This is a genomic window from Pseudomonas sp. PDM15 (genome assembly GCF_014851565.1).
Taxonomy (GTDB): domain Bacteria; phylum Pseudomonadota; class Gammaproteobacteria; order Pseudomonadales; family Pseudomonadaceae; genus Aquipseudomonas.
This window is the reverse complement of the sequence record NZ_JACVAA010000008.1, coordinates 15,819-34,151: the sequence shown is the minus strand read 5'-3', so window position 1 is coordinate 34,151 and position 18,333 is coordinate 15,819. Positions and strand designations below refer to the sequence as shown.

Here is an 18,333-nt window from a genome sequence, read left to right as displayed (position 1 = left end):
AGCGGTGGCTGGTGTACTGCCTTTGGCGAGTACACCCTAGCTGTCCGAGGTGACGGCCGCGGTGCCGCTGTCGGTTGGTTATGGGCCGGGCCGGGCTAAGCGCGAAATGAACCGCTGCCCGCGGCGACGCGGGCTAGCGTTTCCCTTGCGCCATGCAGGACGCACTGAGGAGCCGGGCCAATGGGAATCGTCGAGTCGCTGTTCGAGGTGGGATCGGTACTGTTCAAGCTGCGCGACACGCTCTCCAGCGCACGCCAGGGCCGCAAGCAGCAGGTCGCGGCGTTTATCGGCGGCATCGCCCAGACCATCGAGGCCACCAGCGCCGCGCTGAAGCAGGGCATCTACCCGCATGGCACCTGTCAGGAACTGCTCAGCCATGCCGACCATATGGTCCAGGCCATCGGTGACCTCATCGGCGAGGCGAAAGCCACGGAGTTGGCCGACCAGCTCAAGGAGGTCTGGCAGGTCGAGCAGCTGTACGGCCAGCTGCAGTCGGAACTGCCCGAGCAGCGCGACAGGAACCTGGGCACGCTGGACCAGGCGGCCGGGCTGTTCCGCGCCACTGCCGCCTTCGTGCTGGTCAGTCCATAGTCATTCGGACCGTGCGGCGCTCGCCTCATTACTGCTGCTGCGTCTGCATCAACGCCGCCACGTTCACCCGCACGTGCAGCTGCTCACCTCCGCCACCCCGGCGCATGCCGCGCACCGGGCAGGCATCCAGATAGTCGAGCCCGACGGCCAGCTTGAGATGCCGCTCCGGCCGGGCCAGTTCGTTGGTCACATCGAAGCTGTACCAGGCATCGCCCAGCCAGGCCTCGGCCCAGGCGTGACTGGCCAGGTGGCCGCTGTCCTCGGTGTACAGGTAGCCGGACACATAGCGCGCCGGCACCCCCAGGCTACGCGCGCCGGCCAGGAAGGCGTGCGTGTGGTCCTGGCAGACCCCGGCGCGCCCGGCGAAGGCCTCGGCGGCGGTGCTGTCCACCTGGGTGGCGCCCGGCGTGTAGGGCATCTGCGCATGCAGGCCGTGCATCAGGCCGACCAGGCCGTCGCGGTCGTTGCGTCCGCCGCTGCTGGCGCGGGCGAATTCGCGCAGGGCATCGTCGGCCTGGGTCAGGCGGGTGCTGCGCAGGTACGGCAGGGCCGAGCAGGTATCGCGCTCGGACTCGCAGTGCTCGTCGATCTCCACGTGGCCGCGGGCGCCGATCACCAGGGCCTCGTGCGGCTCGTCCAGGGTCAGCACATGCAGGATGTTGCCGTAGGGGTCGACCTGGGCGCGCACCGGGCGCGGCAGGTCGAGCTGCCAGCTGATCACCCGCTGCCGCGCGCTCTCCTGTGGGGTCAGGCGCAGGTACTGAATGCTCGCGCGCACCTGGTCCTCGTAGTTGTAGGTGGTGTCGTGGCGAATCGAGAGTCTCATACGACCTCCAGATAGGACGTGTGGATGGCGCTGCCGACCTGACGGACGAGCAGAATGAAATCGGTGAGCCAGGTGTGCAGGCCCTCGTCGAGGACCTCCTCGATGCTGGTGTAGCGCAGGCGTGCATCCAGTTCGGCGGCCAGGCGCTGGGCCGGCCGGCCGCTCTCGCCGGGCAGGCCGGCGAGCATCAGGTTGAGCTCTTCCAGGCAGGCGCGCAGGGAGCGTGGCACTTCGGGGCGCAGCAGCAACAGCTCGGCGACCTTGTGGGTGCGCGGCGAGCCGCGGTAGATCTCGGTGAAGGACTCGAAGGACGACAGCGCCCGCAGCAGCGCGCTCCATTCGTAGTAGCCACGGGCCGAGGTGTCGCTGACTTCGTCGGCGGCATCGCCGAGCATCTCGTAGCGCGCATCGAGCAGACGCAGGGTGTTGTCGGCGCGCTCGATAAAGGTGCCCAGGCGGATGAAGCGGTAGGCCTCGCCTCGCATGATGGTGCCGAAGGTGGCGCCGCGGAACAGGTGCGAGCGCTCCTTGACCCACTCGCAGAAACGGCTGATGCCGTAGCGCCCCAGGCCCTCGGCGGCGATGCCGCGCATCTCCAGCCAGGTGGCGTTGATGTTCTCCCACATGTCGGCGGTGATCCGGCCGCGCACGGCGTGGGCGTTGCTGCGCGCGGCTTGCAGGCAGCAGTAGATGCTCGCCGGGTTCTCCGCATCGAGGGCGAAGAAATGCAGCATGCGTTCGGCATGCAGCTGGCCGTGGCGGTTCAGGTACTCGTCCAGGGTGCCGGTGATCAGCAGCGGCAGGGCCAGTTCGTCGAGGCCGTCGCCGCGGCCGTCCTGCGGCATCAGCGACAGCGAGTAGCTGACGTCGAGCATGCGCGCGAGGTTCTCGGCGCGCTCCAGGTAGCGCGACATCCAGTACAGATCGGAGGCAGTTCTCGAAAGCATGCTCAGTCCTCCACCACCCAGGTGTCCTTGGTGCCGCCGCCCTGGGACGAGTTGACCACCAGCGAACCCTCGCGCAACGCCACCCGAGTCAGGCCGCCGGGCACCAGGCGGGTCTCGCGGCCGGACAGCACGAACGGGCGCAGGTCGATATGGCGCGGGGCGATGCCACTCTCGACGAAGGTCGGGCAGGTCGACAGACTCAGGGTGGGCTGGGCGATATAGGCCTCGGGCCGTGCCTTCAGGCGCTCGCGGAAGGCCTCGATCTCGGCTTTGGTGGCGGCCGGGCCGACCAGCATGCCGTAGCCGCCGGAGCCCTGGGTCTCCTTGACCACCAGTTCCGGCAGGTTAGCCAGCACATGGGACAGATCTGCAGGCTTGCGGCACTGCCAGGTGGGCACGTTCTTGAGGATCGGCTCCTCGTCCAGGTAGAAGCGGATCATCTCGCCGACGTAGGGGTAGATCGACTTGTCGTCCGCCACCCCGGTGCCGATCGCGTTGGCCAGCACCAGGTTGCCGCTGCGATAGGCGGCCAGCAGGCCGGGCACGCCGAGCATGGAGTCCGGGCTGAAGGCCAGCGGGTCGAGGAAGTCGTCGTCCAGGCGGCGATAGATCACGTCCACCGGCTGCGGGCCGGCGGTGGTGCGCATGAACACCCTGTCATCGCGCACGAACAGGTCGGGGCCCTCGACCAGCTCCACGCCCATCTCGCGGGCGAGGAAGGCGTGCTCGAAGTAGGCGCTGTTGAAGCGGCCCGGGGTGAGCACCACCACGGCCGGATTGTCGATCGAGCTGGAGCTCTTCAGGGTGTCCAGCAGCAGGCTCGGGTAGTGGTCGATGGGCGCCACGCGCTGCTGCGAGAACAGCTCGGGGAACAGGCGCATCATCATCTTGCGGTCTTCCAGCATGTAGCTGACGCCGCTGGGCGTACGCAGGTTGTCCTCCAGCACGTAGAAGCTGCCGTCGCCGTCGCGTACCAGGTCGACGCCGGCGATATGCGCGTAGATGCCGCGCGGCAGGTCGAGGCCCTGCATGGCCAGCTGGTAGCCCTCGTTGGCCAGCACCTGCTCGGCCGGGATGATGCCGGCCTTGAGAATACGCTGCTCGTGGTAGAGATCGGCGAGGAACATGTTCAGCGCCTTGACCCGCTGGATGCAGCCGGCCTCGACGATGCGCCACTCGCTGGCGGGAATGCTGCGCGGGATGGTGTCGAAGGGGATCAGGCGCTCGGTGCCCTGCTCGTCCCCGTAGAGGGTGAAGGTGATGCCGGCGCGGTGGAACAGCAGGTCGGCCTCGCGACGGCGCTGGGCCTGCAACTCGTCCGGGGTATCCGCCAGCCAGCGGGCGAACTCCCGGTAGTGCGGGCGGACCGCGCCGCTCGCGTCGTACATCTCATCGTAGAAAACGCGGGCCATGCCGTACTCCTCGTCACCCGGACAGGAGTGCCATCGCAAGGGCCGTGCCATGGATGTTTATCGTTCAATTTCAATCAGTTGAACATCGAGAAAAAACGCACCGCACCAGCACGGGGCGCGTTTCGCCAGCCAGCGCCGGGGCGCGCCCCACGGCATGGCAGCTTTCTATGAGGGATATAGGCAGGCTCGATTTCCGTTGCCAGGGCGCCCCGGGCAGACTGCGCAGCGTCGGGCGCGAGCCCGGCTCGCTCGGCTCACGAGGCCTGGCGGGCTTGCATATTGCTCTTCAGTCGGCCTCCCCCTACCGCCGACTGGCTCCCTGGCCGCCCACGAGGCGGCCTTTTTTATGGGGTTTCAGGAATAGCATCCGGGTGGCAGGCGACATCGTTCCCGGATTGCATCCGGGGGATATCGTCAGACGGCCTGGGCCACCACCGGCTCGCCGAAGGCCAGACGCAGCCAGTGCTGGTAGAAGCCCTCGGCCACCTTGTTCAGCGAAGCGATGCGCGCCGGCAGGTCGGCGAGCATCTGCCGTTGGCCCTGTTGGCTGGCCTGGGTTTCGTCGAGCAGGTGCGACCAGTCCTGCAGCCACCAGCGCACCAGGCCCTCGGTGACTTCCGGATGGCCCTGCAGGGCCAGCACCTTGTCGCCCCAGGCGAAGGCCTGGTTCGGGCACCAGGGGCTGGACAGCAACCATTCGGCGCCGGACGGCAACTCGAAGGTATCGCTGTGCCATTGGTAAACGGGAAATTCCTTGGGCAGGTGCGCCAGCCAGGGGCTGCCGCTGTCACGCCGCACCAGCGGCTGCCAGCCCACCTCGGTGTAGGGCATGCGGTGCACGGCGGCGCCCAGCGCCTTGGCGATCAGCTGGCCGCCCAGGCAGTGGCCGATGATGGGGATGTCGCGACGAATGAAGTGCTGCAGCGCGGCGATTTCCGCCCCGATCCAGGGCAGGTCGTCGTTGACGCTCATCGGCCCGCCCATCACCGCCACCGCGCGGGGGCGATCCAGGTCGAAGCCGTCGAGCTCGTCGAGGTCGGTGCGCAGCACCGTGAAGTCGAGGCCCTGCTCATCCAGAACGGTGGCGAGGTGGCCCGGAGCACAATAATCGACGTGGGTCAGAATCAGGATGTCGGTCATGACTACTCTCCGTTGTCCGCATGGCAAGGCAAGGCCCGTGCCGATATGCGGGACCATCCTTGTCTGGCGAACTTAATTGTTTGGAGCAGGCTAACCGAGGCAGAACAGACAGGCCAGTCCCTCTCCCTTCGGGAGAGGGTGCCCGTAGGGCGGGTGAGGGTATTACAGGCCACTCGGAGTCGGCCCAGGCACCCTCACCCCTACCCCTCTCCCGGAGGGAGAGGGGTGACATGCCTCAGGGAATGCACACCCCCTGCTGGTCGCTCTGCGCCAGGTCCATCAGCTCGCGGCTGGCCACGGTGTACATGGCGTAGTCGGTGCCGGTGGCGGCGCGCAGCTCGGCAAGCATGGCCAGCCAACGCTGGACCAGGGGCTTGTGCTGCTCCAGCCAGAAGCTCACCCGCTCCTCGATGTCCTTCGGACCGTCGGCCATCTGCAGCACGGCGATGGTGATCGCTCGCTGCTGCCAGTCCAGGTCGTCGCGGAACGCCTCGCGGGCCAGGGCCTGCCAGTTGTTCTCCACCGGCAGGTTGGTGATCTGCTGCAGGTACCAGGACAGTTCCAGCGCACCACCGGTGGCGAAGTAGGCGGTGGCCACGTCCGCCGCCGGCTGGCCGGTGACGTCGGCGGCCTCAATGATCGGCAGCAGGGTATACAGGTGGCTGGTGCCCGCCACCACGCGGGCCAGCTCCTCCGGCGTGCCGGCCTCGACGAAGCTCTGGTAGCGCGCCAGCCACTGCTCACGGGCCGGGCCCTCCAGCAGTTCATCCAGGCGCCCGGCCAGCTCGACCACACGCGGGGCGAAGTGGCCGACGTCGCGGGCGGCATCCAGGTCCTCGCGGCGGCTACGCAGGAACCAGCGGGTGGCGCGACGACCCAGGCGCATCAGCTCGTCCATCAGCTGCAGCTGCAGCTCGGCCGGCACCTTGTAGTCCAGCGCCTCGATCTGCTGCCACCAGTGCGGCAGGCGGAACACGTCGCGCACGATGACGTAGGCGCCAGCGACGTTGGCCGCGCTCATGCCGGTGGACTCCTTCAGACGCTGCACGAAGGTGATGCCCATGTGGTTGACCAGGTCGTTGGCAATCTGCGTGCTGACGATCTCGCGCTTCAGGCGATGACGACGCATGGCCTCGCCGAACTTCTTGGTCAGCTGTGCCGGGAAGGCGGTCTCCATCTCGCGGGCCAGGTAGTCGTCGTCCGGCACCAGGGATTTCAGCAGCGCTTCCTTGAGGTCGATCTTACTGTAGGAGATCAGCACCGACAGCTCCGGACGGGTCAAGCCGCGACCGTTGGCGGCGCGCTCGTTGAGCTCGTCATCGCTGGGCAGGAACTCCAGGGCACGGTCCAGCTTGCCGGCGGCTTCCAGCGCCGCCATCAGGCGCTTGTACTCGGCCAGGCGCTCGCGGGCGCGGCGCTCGGCCAGGGACAGGGCCTGGGTCTGCTTGTAGTTGTTGCCCAGCACCAGCGCACCGACCGCATCGGTCATCTCGGCCAGCAGCTTGTTGCGTTGCTTGCCGGTCATGTCGCCGGCGGCAACGATCTCGCCGAGGAGGATCTTGATGTTCACCTCGTGGTCGGAGCAGTCCACACCGCCGGCGTTGTCGATGAAGTCGGTGTTGCTGGCGCCGCCGTTGAGGCCGTACTCGACACGCCCCAGCTGGGTCATGCCGAGGTTGCCGCCCTCGCCCACCACCTTGGCGCGCAGCTCGTTGCCGTTGACCCGCAGCCCGTCGTTGGCCTTGTCGCCGACGTCGGCGTGGGTCTCGCGGCTGGACTTCACATAGGTGCCGATGCCGCCGTTCCACAGCAGGTCGACCGGCGCCTTGAGCAGCGCGTTGATCAGCTCGGTGGGCGCCAGCTTGTCGGCCTGGATGTCGAAGCGCTCCTTCATCTGCGGGGTGATGGCGATGCTCTTGGCGCTGCGCAGGAAGATGCCGCCTCCCTCGGAGATCAGCTTGACGTCGTAGTCGGCCCAGCTCGAGCGCGGCAGGGCGAACATGCGCTGGCGCTCGACGAAGCTCTTGGCCGCATCCGGGTTGGGGTCGATGAAGATGTGCTGGTGGTTGAACGCCGCCACCATCTGCAACTGGTCCGACAGCAGCAGGCCGTTGCCGAACACGTCGCCGGCCATGTCGCCGATGCCGATCACCGTGATCGGGTCTTTCTGCACGTCGATGCCGCGCTCGCGGAAGTGACGTTGCACCGAGACCCAGCCGCCCTTGGCGGTGATGCCCATGCCCTTGTGGTCGTAACCGGCCGAGCCGCCAGAGGCGAAGGCGTCGCCGAGCCAGAAGCCGTAGTCCAGGGCGATGCCGTTGGCGATATCGGAGAAGGTCGCGGTGCCCTTGTCCGCAGCCACTACCAGGTAGGGGTCATCCGGATCGTGGCGCACCACGTTCTCCGGCGGCACCACCTTGCCTTCCTTGAGATTGTCGGTGATGTCGAGCAGGCCGCTGATGAAGATGCGGTAGCAGGCGATGCCCTCGGCCAGCACCTCGTCGCGGTTACCCACCGGCAGGCGGCGCGGGATGAAGCCGCCCTTGGCGCCCATCGGCACGATCACCGCGTTCTTCACCTGCTGCGCCTTGACCAGGCCCAGCACCTCGGTACGGAAGTCTTCCTCACGATCCGACCAGCGCAGGCCGCCACGGGCGACGTCGCCGAAGCGCAGGTGCACGCCCTCGACGCGCGGGCAGTAGACGAAGATCTCGAACTTGGGCACCGGCCGCGGAATTTCCGGAATCGCCCGCGGGTTGAGCTTGAAGCTGAAGTAATGCTTGGGCTGGCCGTCGGCACCGTTCTGGAAGAAGTTGGTGCGCAGGGTGGCCTTGATCAGGTCCAGGTAGCGCCGCAGGATGCGGTCCTCGTTGAGCACCGCGACGTTGTCGAGGGCGGCGAGGATGGCCTGTTCGAGCTTCTGCTGCTTGTCTTCCAGGTCCTCGGCGGAGAGCTTGCGCGCCAGGTAGAAACGGGTGCGGAACAGGCGCACCAGTTCCTTGGCGATGTCGGCGTGGTTGACCAGGGTGCTGGCGATGTAGCCGAGGTCGAAGCCCAGGCGAATCTGCTTGAGGTAGCGAGCGTAGGCGCGCAGCAGCGCCACGTCGCGCCAGGGCATGGCGGCGGTCAGCACCAGGCGGTTGAAGCCGTCGTTCTCTGCGGCGCCTTCGACGATCTGCACGAAGGCGTCCTGCAGGGTTTCGTTGAGCTGCTGGATATCGACGCTCACCCCTTCGGCGGTGGTGAAGGCGAAGTCGTGAATCCAGTACTCGCGCCCATCGGCGCGGCGCAGCTTGTAGGGGAACTCGCCGAGCACGCGCAGGCCGAGGTTCTCCAGGATCGGCAGCACGTCGGACAGCGGCAGCGGCGTGTCGGCGTGGTACAGCTTGCAGTGCAGTTCCTGGTCGCCCTGGGCCAGGGGCTGGTAGAAGCTCATCACCAGCTGGCGCTCATCGGACAGGCTGAGCAGGTGTTGCATGTCCACCACCGCCGAGTGCGGGGCGAAGCGCTCGGTGTAGCCGGCCGGGAAGCCTTTCGGGAAGTCGGCCAGCACCTGGGTGCCCTGGGCCTCGCCGGAGCTCTCGATGATCAGGCTGGCGTAGTCGTCCTTCCACGAACGGCAGGCCTGGATGACTTCCTTCTCGATGCGCGCCGGGTCGATCTGCACGCGGTTCTTCGGGTCGACCTTGAGGATGAACTGCACCCGCGCCAGCACGGATTCGGAGAAGTAGGTCCAAAACTCGCAATCGCTGGCGCCCAGGCGCTCCATGAGGATCTGCTGGATCTTCAGGCGCGTCTCGGTGGAGTACACGTCACGCGGCACGTAGGCCAGGCAGTAGGCGAAGCGGCCATAGGGATCGCGACGGATGAACAGGCGCAGCTTGTTGCGCTCCTGGATCTGCACGATGGCGATGGCGGTGTTGAACAGCTCGTCCACCGGGGTCTGGAACAGGTCGTCGCGCGGCAGTACTTCGAGCACCTGCTCCAGCTCCTTGCCCAGGTGGGCCTTGGGGTCGAAGCCGGAGCGCTCGGAGATTTCCGCCACCTTGCGGCGGATATAGGGGATGCGGTTGACGCTCTCGGCGTACACGGACGAGGTGTACAGCCCCATGAAGCGGCATTCCTTGACCACCTTGCCCTTGGCATCCAGCTCGCGGATGGAGACGAAGTCCGGGTAGGCCGGGCGGTGCACGCGACTCGGCGTGGCGGCCTTGGCGAACGACAGCAGCACCGGCTGGCGCAGGTAATCCAGGGCCTCTGTCTCGATGTGCAGCTCGTCCTTCTTCAGCCCGCTGCGCAGGCGCTTGGACAGGCCCAGCAGCGAGGCCTCGTCATACACCAGGTGGCCGCCGTCCTTCTCGTCGACCACGGTGAACTCCTCGTAGCCGAGGAAGGTGAAGTGGTTGTCCAGCAGCCAGGTGAGGAAGGTCTTCACTTCCGCCAGCTCGGCACCTTCGACCTTGAGCTTGGCCTTGTCCAGCCAGGCCAGCAGCTGCTCGGCGCGGGCCTTCATCGGCTGGAAGTCGGCCACCGCCAGGCGTACTTCTTCCAGCACCTCCTGGATGCCCTTCTCCAGGGCACGCAACTCGCCGACATTGGCGCAGCGGTCGATCTCCAGGTACATCAGCGCTTCGTGCTGCACGTCCTTGCCGGTGCTGCCCTTGCTCAGTAGCTCCTGCAGCTCGCCGCTCTTCTTGCGCTTCACGCTGAACACGCTGTTCTGCAGGGTGTGGATGCTGTAGCCGCGGCGGTTCAGCTCCATGCGCACCGAGTCGACCAGGAACGGCAGGTCGGCGTGCAGTACCTCCACCGCGGTATGCGTGGACTGCCAGCCATGCTTCTCGTAATCCGGGTTGTAGACGCGCACCACCGGCTTGGCGACGTCGAAGCGATCGAGCAGACGCCAGGAGGACAGCGTGCTGCCAGCCAGGTCGCCGAGGCGGCGCTGGGTCAGTTCGTCGAGGGAGACGATGCCGAAGAATTGCTCGGCGAACAGGGCCACTTGTGGCAGCGCCTTGTCGCTGACGTGCTGCGCCAGGGCCGCTTGCAGTTGGTGCTGAAAGTCGGCTTTGCTGGCCGCGGTGAAGAACGCCATGTTGATGCTCCACTGGACTTGTTATTCGAGTTGGGCGCGCGGCGCCGGGGGTTCCAAGCAGTCTAGGCGATAGGCTGAACTCGGCAGGCGCACGGCGACCATCAGGTCACGGCAAGCTTAGCGACAGCCCATGGCAGCTGGATTGCGGCGGCGCGACATATTCGTTCATCGCCTTGCAGCCGCCCCGCTGCTAAGGTGCGACTCCACGTAGTCCGGCAGGGAAACCATGCAGTCCCCACTCCGTCGCCATCTGCTCCTCCATTTCGGCAACCTGCTGATCACCGCCGTCGGCCTGGCCCTGCTCGGCCTGGCGGCGTGGTTGCGGCCGAGCCTGATCCAGCCGCTGCTGTGGGCCGGGATACCGGTCTATCTCGGCGTGCTGCTGCCGCGCTGGATCGGCCGCCGCGAACGCCTGCGCCGCGCGGCCCTGGCGCTGGCCGCGGCCGAGGAGAAGTGGGGCTTCGCCAGTCGCGACCACTGCGGGCCCTGGCTCAACTACATCGACCAGCCCTACCTGCGCCACTGCCCGGAGTTCGCCGGGCGCTACTTCTATGGCGAGTGGCTGGTGATCCACGACGGCCTGCTGATCGTCAATCCGGGGCACTCAACCCTGGACGCCCAGCGCCAGGAAGTGCACTACGACTTCACCCGGCCGAGCACCTACGCCTGGGACGGCTGCACGCCCAAGGTACCGTTCTACTGGTTGGCGATCATCGGCGTGCCGGACTGGTGGGAGAAGCCGCACCGGGTGCTGCACCTGCACGGCGGCGAAATCTGCGAGGCCGACGTGTTCTGGCCGCTGACCCATCCGGCCAGCCTGGTGCACGACGCGCTGTACCAGTACCTGAACGCTGCGCCGGTGGCCAAGCACGAGGCCGACCTGCTGTTCTTCCGCATGCTGCGCGAGGCCGGCATGCTCTGGCTGCCGGCCTTCTCCTATTACCTGGCGGTGCGTCTGCTCGGTGCGCCGGATGTGCGGGGCCCACGGCCACAGAACAGCACCCTGCGCTGCACCAGCGCCCTGCCCGGACTGAGCCAGCCGGCGCCAGTGAACTTAGTCGAGGAGCAGCAGTCTGCTTGAGCCGCGCCCGGCAAGCGGAACTGGTCGGCAGAGCCCATCCGAGGACATGCCAGTTGCCGCTCCGATGCAGTAGAGTGAGGGGTCTGCTGCTGTTTTTTCACGGTCGCGCCGGTGCCGGTTTTTGAGCGGGGCTAGGCGCGAGAAGCGAGATTTGGTCCGCCAAATGAGCGACGAGCAACAACGTCCCGCTCACAAACCGGCCCGTCCCTGCGGGTTGCGCGAAAAAATGCGCCATGCGTGGTTGCAGGACTTGGCAAGGGGATTACCATTGCCTGCGTCCTGCGCCTAGCCTGGCGCATTTTTTCGCAGCAACGCGATCCGTGAAAAAACAGCAGCAGACCCCTGATCCGATCGGGTGAATTCGGCAACCCGTCAGTCCCTTTCCAGGAAGATTCTCGATGGAACATCGTGAGGCGCTTGTCGCGCTGCGGCAATTTCTCGCAACCCAGATCCTCGGCCAGGAAAAGCTCATCGAGCGCCTGCTGATCGCCCTGCTCGCCGATGGCCACCTGCTGGTGGAAGGCGCCCCGGGCCTGGCCAAGACCAAGGCCATCAAGGAACTGGCGGAAGGCATCGAGGCCGAGTTCCACCGCATCCAGTTCACCCCCGACCTGCTCCCAGCCGACATCACCGGCACCGAGATCTACCGTCCGGAAACCGGCAGTTTCGTGTTCCAGCAGGGGCCGATCTTCCACAACCTGGTGCTGGCCGACGAGATCAACCGCGCACCGGCCAAGGTGCAGTCGGCGCTGCTGGAGGCCATGGCCGAGCGTCAGGTATCCATTGGCCGCTCGACCTACGACCTGTCGCCGCTGTTCCTGGTCATGGCCACGCAGAACCCCATCGAGCAGGAAGGCACCTACCCGTTGCCCGAGGCCCAGCTCGACCGTTTCCTGATGCATGTGAAGATCGGTTTCCCAGACGCCAGCGTGGAACGCAAGATCCTCGCCCAGGCCCGTGGCGACGCGCTGAACGGGGAGGCCAAGCCGGAGCACCGGGTCAGCCAGCAGGCGATCTTCGCCGCCCGCCAGGATATCCTCGGCCTGTACATGGCCGACGCCGTGGAGGAGTACCTGGTACAGCTGGTGATGGCTACCCGCACCCCGGCCAAGCACGATGCCGAATTGGCCGAGTGGATCGCTTACGGCGCCAGCCCGCGCGGCTCGATCGCCCTCGACCGCTGCGCCCGTGCCCACGCCTGGCTGGCCGGCCGCGACTTCGTCAGCCCCGAGGACATCCAGGCCGTGCTGTTCGACGTATTGCGCCACCGCATCATCCTGTCGTTCGAGGCGGAAGCCGCCGGCATCGACCAGGACCGCGTGGTGCAGCGCATCCTCGACGTGGTGGCGGTGGCCTGACGGCCGCCGGCGAGCTTCTTCCATGCACATGCAACCGACCCCACCGGGCATCCGCGTCAGCCTCGCCGAGCTGATCGAGATGCGTCACCGCGTGCGCGAGGTGCAGCTGTTCTCCACCCCGGCCAAGCGCAGCCCGCTGATCGGCCTGCACCATTCCAAGCTGCGCGGGCGCGGCGTCGACTTCGACCAGGTGCGCGTGTACCAGGCCGGCGACGACGTGCGCACCATCGACTGGCGCGTCACCGCGCGCACCCAGGAGCCGCACACCAAGCTGTTCCATGAGGAGCGCGAGCGGCCGATCTTCATCATGGTCGAGCAGAGCCGCCGGCTGTTCTTCGGCTCGGCACTGCAGTTCAAGTCGGTGCTCGCCGCCCAGGCCGCCAGCCTGTTCGGCTGGGCCGCACTGGCGCACAACGACCGCATCGGCGGCCTGGTGTTCGGCGACGCCGAGCACCACGAGATCAAGCCGCGGCGCAGCAAGCAGAGTCTGCTGCAGCTGCTCAACCGCCTGACCCGCGCCAACCAGGCCCTGCACCCGGATGCCAGCGGCGAACGCGACAGCTTCGGCCTGGCCCTGCGCCGCGCCCGCGAGGTGCTGCGCCCCGGCAGCCTGGCGATCATCGTCTGCGACGAGCGCGCGCTGAACGATTCCGCCGAACAGCAGCTGGGCCTACTGGCGCGGCACACCGACCTGCTCTTGCTGCCGGTGTCCGACCCGCTCGACCACGACCTGCCCAACGCCGGCCTGCTGCGTTTCGTCGAGCGCGGCGCGCAGCTGGAGCTGGACACCCGCGGCGACGACCTGCGCGTTGCCTACAGTGGCCTGGCCGAACAGCGTCGCGCGCGCTGGCAGCGCCTGGCGCAGAAGCTCGGCGTGCCGCTGCTGGCGCTATCCACCGCGCATGACCTGGTCGAGCAGTTGCGCGAACACCTCACTGGCCCGCAGGCGGGCAAGCGCGCATGAATCCGCTCGACCAGCTGCAACCAACCATCGCTCCGCCACCGGTGTCCTGGTGGCCGCTGGCGCCCGGCTGGTGGGCGCTGCTGGTGCTGGTGCCGCTGCTGCTCTGGGGCCTGTGGTACCTGCGCCGCTACCTGCCGCGTCGTCAGCAACAGGCGATTCAAGGTGAGCAGCCGCTCGACCCCATGCGCCAGGCCGCCCTGGCCGAACTGGCGCGCCTGGTGCGCCCCTACGATGGCCAGCACGCCGGGCCCTGGCTGCAGCAGCTCAACGCCCTGCTCAAGCGCCTGGCCCGCGCCGACTACCCCACCGACAACAGCCATGTGCTCAGCGGCCGCGCCTGGCTGGCCTTCCTCGACAGCCGCTGCCCGGCCGCCGGGCTGACCCGCTGGATGATCCTGGTGGAAGGCACCTACCGCAGCCACTGCAGCCTCGACGACAAGGCCATCAACGGCCTCAACCAGGCCGTCGACACCTGGATTCGCAAGCATGTTTGAGTTCGCCTGGCCCTGGGCCCTGCTCCTCGCCCCCCTGCCCTGGCTGCTGCGTCTGCTGCTGCCGGCGGCCGACAGCGGCGAGGCGGCGCTCAAGGTCAGCTTCCTCGGCGAGCTGGAGGGCCTCAGCGGCCGCCGCGCCCGCGCCAACCAGCCGGCCTGGCGCCAGCAGGCGCCCTTCGTGCTGCTGTGGATGTTTCTGCTGCTGGCAGCGGCCCGCCCGGAATGGGTCGGCGAGCCGCTGCCGTTGCCGGCCAGCGGCCGCGACCTGTTGCTGGCGGTGGACGTGTCCGGCTCCATGGACCACGACGACATGCAGTGGGAAGGCGAAGACATCTCGCGCCTGGAACTGGTGAAGAAGCTGTTCGGCGACTTCGTCGAGGACCGCCGCGGCGACCGCATCGGCCTGATCCTGTTCGGCAGCCGCGCCTACCTGCAGTCGCCGCTGACCTTCGACCGCCACACCGTGCGCACCTGGCTGGACGAAGCGCTGATCAACATCGCCGGGCCGCAGACCGCCATCGGCGACGCCATCGGCCTGGCCGTCAAACGCCTGCGCCAGCGCCCTGCCGACAGCCGCGTGCTGGTGCTGATCACTGACGGCGCCAACAACGGCGGCGAGATCGAACCCAAGACCGCCGCGCGCCTGGCCGCCGAGCAAAAGGTCAAGATCTACACCATAGGCATCGGCGCCGATCCCGAGCAGAGCGGGATCATGGGCATGCTTGGGCTGAACCCGGGCGTCGACCTCGACGAGGCGACGCTGATCGCCATCGCCGAGCAGACCGGCGGCACCTATTTCCGCGCCCGCACCAGCGAGGAGCTGCAGCAGATCGAGGAGGCCCTCGACCAGCTGGAGCCGGCCGCCCAGCTGCCGACCCGCGCCCGCCCGGCGCTGGCCCTGTATGCCTGGCCGCTGGCCGCGGCGTTGCTGATCAGCCTGCTGCTGGTGGCCCGCGAACTGTGGCCGCAGCACTGGCAGGCGCTGACCTCGCGCTTCGGGGGGACGGCCTGATGGACATGCTCTGGCCGCACTGGCTGCGCCCGTTCTGGCTGCTCCTGCTGCCGCTGCTCGGCTGGCTGCTGTGGCAACTGTGGCACCGCGAGCGGCGCAGCGGGCGCTGGCAGCTGCTGTTGCCGGCCGCGTTCCAGGCGGTGCTGCTGTCCGGTGGCCGCACGCGCAGCAACAAGCTGCCGTGGATCGCCCTCGGCCTGGCCTGGCTGCTCGCCCTGCTGGCCCTGCTCGGGCCCAGCTGGCAGCGCATGGAACAGGCCAGCCAGAAGCGCGCCGACCCGCTGGTGGTGCTGCTCGAACTGACCCCGGCGATGCTCGCCACCGACGCCGCGCCAAGCCGCCTGGAACAGGCCAAGCGCAAGCTGCTCGACCTGCTGCAGGCGCGCAGCGACGCGCAGACCGCGATCATCGTTTATGCGGGCAGTGCCCATACCCTGGCGCCACTGTCCGATGACCTGGCCACCGCGCGCAACCTGCTGGAAGCGGTCAAGCCCTCGATCATGCCCGAGCCGGGCCGACGCGCCGATCTGGCGGTTAGTCGCGCACTGGAGCTGCTCGAGCATGGCGCCCAGGGTCGCGGCCGCCTGCTGCTGATCGGCAGCGAGATGAGCGCGGAAGAGCGCGAAGGCGCGCGCGCGGCCCTCGGCAGCCGCGGTGAGCGCCTGGCCATACTCGGCATCGGCTCGCCCCAGGGTGCACCGATCCGCGGCGAGGACGGCAGCTTCCTCAAGGATGCCGACGGCGCCATCCTGGTGCCACGCCTGGACAGCGCCGGCCTGCGCCAGTTCGCCAACGAGCTGGGCGGCCAGTACCGCAACGCGCGCCTGGACGACCGCGACCTGCAGGCCCTCGACCTGCTCGACGGCCCACAGGAACTGCGCGAAGGCGCCGAACCGACCCAGCTGCAGGCCTGGGCCGACCAGGGCCACTGGCTGCTGCTGCCGCTGCTGCTGATTGCCGCCTGCGCCGGGCGTCGCGGCTGGCTGTTCTGCCTGCCGCTGTTATTGCTCGGCAACCCGCAGCCGAGCTACGCGCTGGGCTGGGACGACCTGTGGCTGCGCGCGGACCAGCAGGGCCAGCGCCTGCTCGAGGCGGACAAGCCCAAGGAAGCTGCGGCTCGCTTCCGCGATTCACAGTGGCAGGGCGAGGCTCTGTACCGTGCCGGCGACTATGCCGGTGCCGCCGAACGCTTCGCCCAGTCCGACAGCGCCAGCGCCCACTACAACCGTGGCAACGCGCTGGCCAAGGGCAACGAGCTTGAAGCGGCGCTGGATGCCTACGAGCAGGCCCTGGAGCGCCAGCCGGAGCTGCAGCCGGCGCAGCAGAACAAGGCGCTGGTCGAGCAATTGCTGCGCCAGCAGAAGCAACAACAGCAGCAACAGCAATCGCAGCAGGGCGAGGAACAGCAGGACCAGCAACAACAGCAGTCCGCTTCCAGTCAGTCGCAAGACGGGCAGCCACAACGGTCGCCAGCCGATCAGCAGCAGTCAGCGGAACAGGGCCAAGACAAGGAAAAGCAAGGTCAGCAGCAGCCACAACAGCAGCAAGGCCAGCAGAACGCCCAGGAGCAGACGGCCCAACCCGGCGAGCAGCAGGCGGGCGCCAGCGACAAGCCTGCAGACGCCACCCAGACCGCCAGCGCCGAACCGCTGGACGGCGAACAGCGCGATGCGCTGGAACAATGGCTGCGGCAGATTCCGGATGATCCGGGCGAACTGCTGCGGCGCAAATTCCTCTACGAACAACAGCAGCGCCAGGAACAGTCCCGATGAATCGCCTGCTTTGCGCCCTCCTCCTCTGCCTGATCGGCACCCAGGCCTGGGCCGCCAACTTCTCCGCCACCGTCGACCGCGCCCGCTTGAACGAAGGCGAAACCTTCGACCTGATCCTCGAATCGGAGGACGTCACCCAGTTCGGCATGCCGGACCTGGCGCCGCTCAAGCAGCAGTTCGAAGTGGTCAGCACGCGCCAGGAAAACCGCCTGTCGTCGTTCGGCGGCAAGGCGCGCTCCAGCACCCGCTGGATCGTCACCCTGCTGCCGCTGCAGAGTGGCTACGTGGTGGTGCCGCCACTCAAGCTGGGCGATGCCGAGAGCCAGCCGATCACCCTGCAGGTGGTCAAGGGCGACGCCAGCGGCAGCGGCAAGCTGGCGCCGATCTTCATCGACGCCAGCCTGGATCAGGAGAGCGTCTATGTGCAGGCTCAGGTACTGCTGACCCTGCGCATCTACCACTCGGTATCGCTGTACGACGACAGCAGCCTGACCCCGCTGAACATTCCCGACGCCCGCGTCGAGCAGTTGGGCGACCCGCGCACCTTCGAGACCGACGTCAACGGCGTGCGCCACGGCGTGATCGAGCTGCGCTACGCGATCTTCCCGCAGCAGAGCGGCCAGCTGACCATCCCGTCCCAGGTGTTCAGCGCCACCCCGGCCGTGCGCGACAACGACTACAACCCCTTCGGCCCGCGCCCGGGTCGCCTGACCCGGGTTAAGTCGCCGGAGATCCCGCTGACGGTCAAGCCGCGGCCCGACAGCTGGCCGGCCGACGCCCCCTGGCTGCCGGCCCGCGATCTCAGCCTGAGCGAAGCCTGGAACCCGGAGCCGAACAAGGCCAGTGTCGGCGACTCGCTGACCCGCAGCATCATGCTGCGCGCCGAGGGCCTGTCCAGCGCTCAGCTGCCCCCCATGCCGGTGCAGGACAGCCCCGGCCTGCGCCGCTATCCGGACCAGCCGCAGCTGCGCAACGAGACCAACGACAAGGGCCTGATCGGCAGCCGCGAGGAAAGCCAGGCCCTGGTGCCGAGCCAGAGCGGGCGCATCGCCCTGCCGGAAGTTCAGGTGCACTGGTGGAACGTCACCGAGGATCGCCTGGAGGTCGCCAGCCTGCCGGCACGCACCCTGGAAGTGGCGGTCAATCCGAACCTGGAAGTGGAGACCCCGACCACCGGCCAGCCCGCGCTGGCTGGCGACGGCACGGTGCTGCTGTGGCCCTGGCAGCTGGCCTGCGCCCTGCTCGCCCTGACCACCGCCCTGGGCTTTGGCCTGTGGTGGCGCGCCCGCCGCCAGCCGGCGATCCTGCCCACCGCACAGACCGGCCCCAGCCCGCGCACTCTGCTCGACGATCTCAAGCGTGCCTGCTTGGCCAACGACCCCCACGCCACCCGCCAGGCCCTGGACGCCTGGGCCCGCCAGCAGCCGGAAACCCTGGCCGACATGGCCGCGCGCTTCGCCACCCTGTCCGACGCCCTCGACGGCCTCAATGGCGCGCTGTACAGCGAGAGCGGCCACCAGTGGCAAGGCGAGAGCCTGTGGAAAGCCATCCGCAGCCTGCCGGCCCTGGAAGCCGCGGCTAAGCCGCAGGAAGCCAGCCCGTTGCCGCCGTTGTACCCACGCTGACCAGACGCCAAGGACG

13 protein-coding genes are annotated in these 18,333 nt (G+C 67.9%); 8 read left to right on the top strand and 5 right to left on the bottom strand.

All coding sequences use genetic code 11. The features are described from left to right. Window positions 1-180 precede the first annotated feature (180 nt). Window positions 181-591 (top strand): hypothetical protein, encoded by a 411-nt coding sequence (locus IB232_RS20150; protein ID WP_192400354.1) that lies wholly within the window; start codon window positions 181-183, stop codon window positions 589-591. A gap of 28 nt (window positions 592-619) precedes the next feature. On the opposite strand, the gene IB232_RS20145 is transcribed toward IB232_RS20150, so the two are convergent. The 5 genes from IB232_RS20145 to IB232_RS20125 form a co-directional block, all read right to left on the bottom strand. Next, complete coding sequence (locus IB232_RS20145; protein WP_192400353.1) at window positions 620-1,417, bottom strand: transglutaminase family protein; 798 nt, start codon at window positions 1,415-1,417, stop codon at window positions 620-622. After that, on the bottom strand, window positions 1,414-2,364 hold the full coding sequence (locus IB232_RS20140) for an alpha-E domain-containing protein (RefSeq protein ID WP_192400352.1): 951 nt from the start codon (window positions 2,362-2,364) through the stop codon (window positions 1,414-1,416). Before IB232_RS20140 ends, IB232_RS20145 begins: the two co-directional genes overlap by 4 nt. Before the next feature lie 2 nt (window positions 2,365-2,366). Continuing rightward, window positions 2,367-3,776, bottom strand: a complete 1,410-nt coding sequence (locus IB232_RS20135) for a circularly permuted type 2 ATP-grasp protein (protein ID WP_192400351.1) — start codon at window positions 3,774-3,776, stop codon at window positions 2,367-2,369. A gap of 414 nt (window positions 3,777-4,190) precedes the next feature. Then, window positions 4,191-4,916, bottom strand: coding sequence for a type 1 glutamine amidotransferase (locus IB232_RS20130; RefSeq protein WP_192400350.1), 726 nt, complete (start codon window positions 4,914-4,916; stop codon window positions 4,191-4,193). Window positions 4,917-5,151: 235 nt separating this feature from the next. Beyond that, window positions 5,152-10,011: an NAD-glutamate dehydrogenase gene (locus IB232_RS20125; RefSeq protein WP_192400349.1), complete on the bottom strand. Its 4,860-nt coding sequence runs from the start codon at window positions 10,009-10,011 to the stop codon at window positions 5,152-5,154. Between the two features lie 226 nt (window positions 10,012-10,237). On the opposite strand from IB232_RS20125, the gene IB232_RS20120 reads away from it, so the two are divergent. The 7 genes from IB232_RS20120 to IB232_RS20090 all read left to right on the top strand — a co-directional run bounded on the left by IB232_RS20120 (window position 10,238) and on the right by IB232_RS20090 (window position 18,317). After that, the gene (locus IB232_RS20120) at window positions 10,238-11,092 is read left to right on the top strand and encodes a DUF1353 domain-containing protein (RefSeq protein WP_192400348.1); all 855 of its coding nucleotides are present in this window, start codon (window positions 10,238-10,240) and stop codon (window positions 11,090-11,092) included. Window positions 11,093-11,490: 398 nt separating this feature from the next. Then, entirely contained in the window at window positions 11,491-12,450 is a 960-nt protein-coding gene (locus tag IB232_RS20115) for an AAA family ATPase (RefSeq protein ID WP_192400347.1), read from the top strand. Between the two features lie 28 nt (window positions 12,451-12,478). Next, entirely contained in the window at window positions 12,479-13,414 is a 936-nt protein-coding gene (locus IB232_RS20110; RefSeq protein WP_412547754.1) for a DUF58 domain-containing protein, read from the top strand. Then, window positions 13,411-13,908, top strand: a complete 498-nt coding sequence (locus IB232_RS20105; protein ID WP_192319584.1) for a DUF4381 domain-containing protein — start codon at window positions 13,411-13,413, stop codon at window positions 13,906-13,908. The genes IB232_RS20110 and IB232_RS20105 overlap by 4 nt, the downstream gene beginning before the upstream one ends. Continuing rightward, window positions 13,901-14,920 carry a vWA domain-containing protein gene (locus IB232_RS20100; protein ID WP_192400345.1) on the top strand — a complete coding sequence of 340 codons (1,020 nt, stop codon included), beginning with the start codon at window positions 13,901-13,903 and terminating at the stop codon, window positions 14,918-14,920. Before IB232_RS20105 ends, IB232_RS20100 begins: the two co-directional genes overlap by 8 nt. Next, on the top strand, window positions 14,920-16,692 hold the full coding sequence (locus tag IB232_RS20095) for a VWA domain-containing protein (protein ID WP_192400344.1): 1,773 nt from the start codon (window positions 14,920-14,922) through the stop codon (window positions 16,690-16,692). The genes IB232_RS20100 and IB232_RS20095 overlap by 1 nt, the downstream gene beginning before the upstream one ends. Continuing rightward, window positions 16,689-18,317 (top strand): BatD family protein, encoded by a 1,629-nt coding sequence (locus IB232_RS20090; protein ID WP_192400343.1) that lies wholly within the window; start codon window positions 16,689-16,691, stop codon window positions 18,315-18,317. The genes IB232_RS20095 and IB232_RS20090 overlap by 4 nt, the downstream gene beginning before the upstream one ends. Window positions 18,318-18,333: the final 16 nt, after the last annotated feature.

Excerpts from the sequence above, each read along its gene's own strand:
- IB232_RS20150 (WP_192400354.1), top strand. The coding sequence starts at position 181 with ATGGGAATCGTCGAGTCGCTGTTCGAGGTGGGATCGGTACTGTTCAAG.
- IB232_RS20145 (WP_192400353.1), bottom strand. The coding sequence starts at position 1,417 with ATGAGACTCTCGATTCGCCACGACACCACCTACAACTACGAGGACCAG.
- IB232_RS20140 (WP_192400352.1), bottom strand. The coding sequence starts at position 2,364 with ATGCTTTCGAGAACTGCCTCCGATCTGTACTGGATGTCGCGCTACCTG.
- IB232_RS20135 (WP_192400351.1), bottom strand. The coding sequence starts at position 3,776 with ATGGCCCGCGTTTTCTACGATGAGATGTACGACGCGAGCGGCGCGGTC.
- IB232_RS20130 (WP_192400350.1), bottom strand. The coding sequence starts at position 4,916 with ATGACCGACATCCTGATTCTGACCCACGTCGATTATTGTGCTCCGGGC.
- IB232_RS20125 (WP_192400349.1), bottom strand. The coding sequence starts at position 10,011 with ATGGCGTTCTTCACCGCGGCCAGCAAAGCCGACTTTCAGCACCAACTG.
- IB232_RS20120 (WP_192400348.1), top strand. The coding sequence starts at position 10,238 with ATGCAGTCCCCACTCCGTCGCCATCTGCTCCTCCATTTCGGCAACCTG.
- IB232_RS20115 (WP_192400347.1), top strand. The coding sequence starts at position 11,491 with ATGGAACATCGTGAGGCGCTTGTCGCGCTGCGGCAATTTCTCGCAACC.
- IB232_RS20110 (WP_412547754.1), top strand. The coding sequence starts at position 12,479 with ATGCAACCGACCCCACCGGGCATCCGCGTCAGCCTCGCCGAGCTGATC.
- IB232_RS20105 (WP_192319584.1), top strand. The coding sequence starts at position 13,411 with ATGAATCCGCTCGACCAGCTGCAACCAACCATCGCTCCGCCACCGGTG.
- IB232_RS20100 (WP_192400345.1), top strand. The coding sequence starts at position 13,901 with ATGTTTGAGTTCGCCTGGCCCTGGGCCCTGCTCCTCGCCCCCCTGCCC.
- IB232_RS20095 (WP_192400344.1), top strand. The coding sequence starts at position 14,920 with ATGGACATGCTCTGGCCGCACTGGCTGCGCCCGTTCTGGCTGCTCCTG.
- IB232_RS20090 (WP_192400343.1), top strand. The coding sequence starts at position 16,689 with ATGAATCGCCTGCTTTGCGCCCTCCTCCTCTGCCTGATCGGCACCCAG.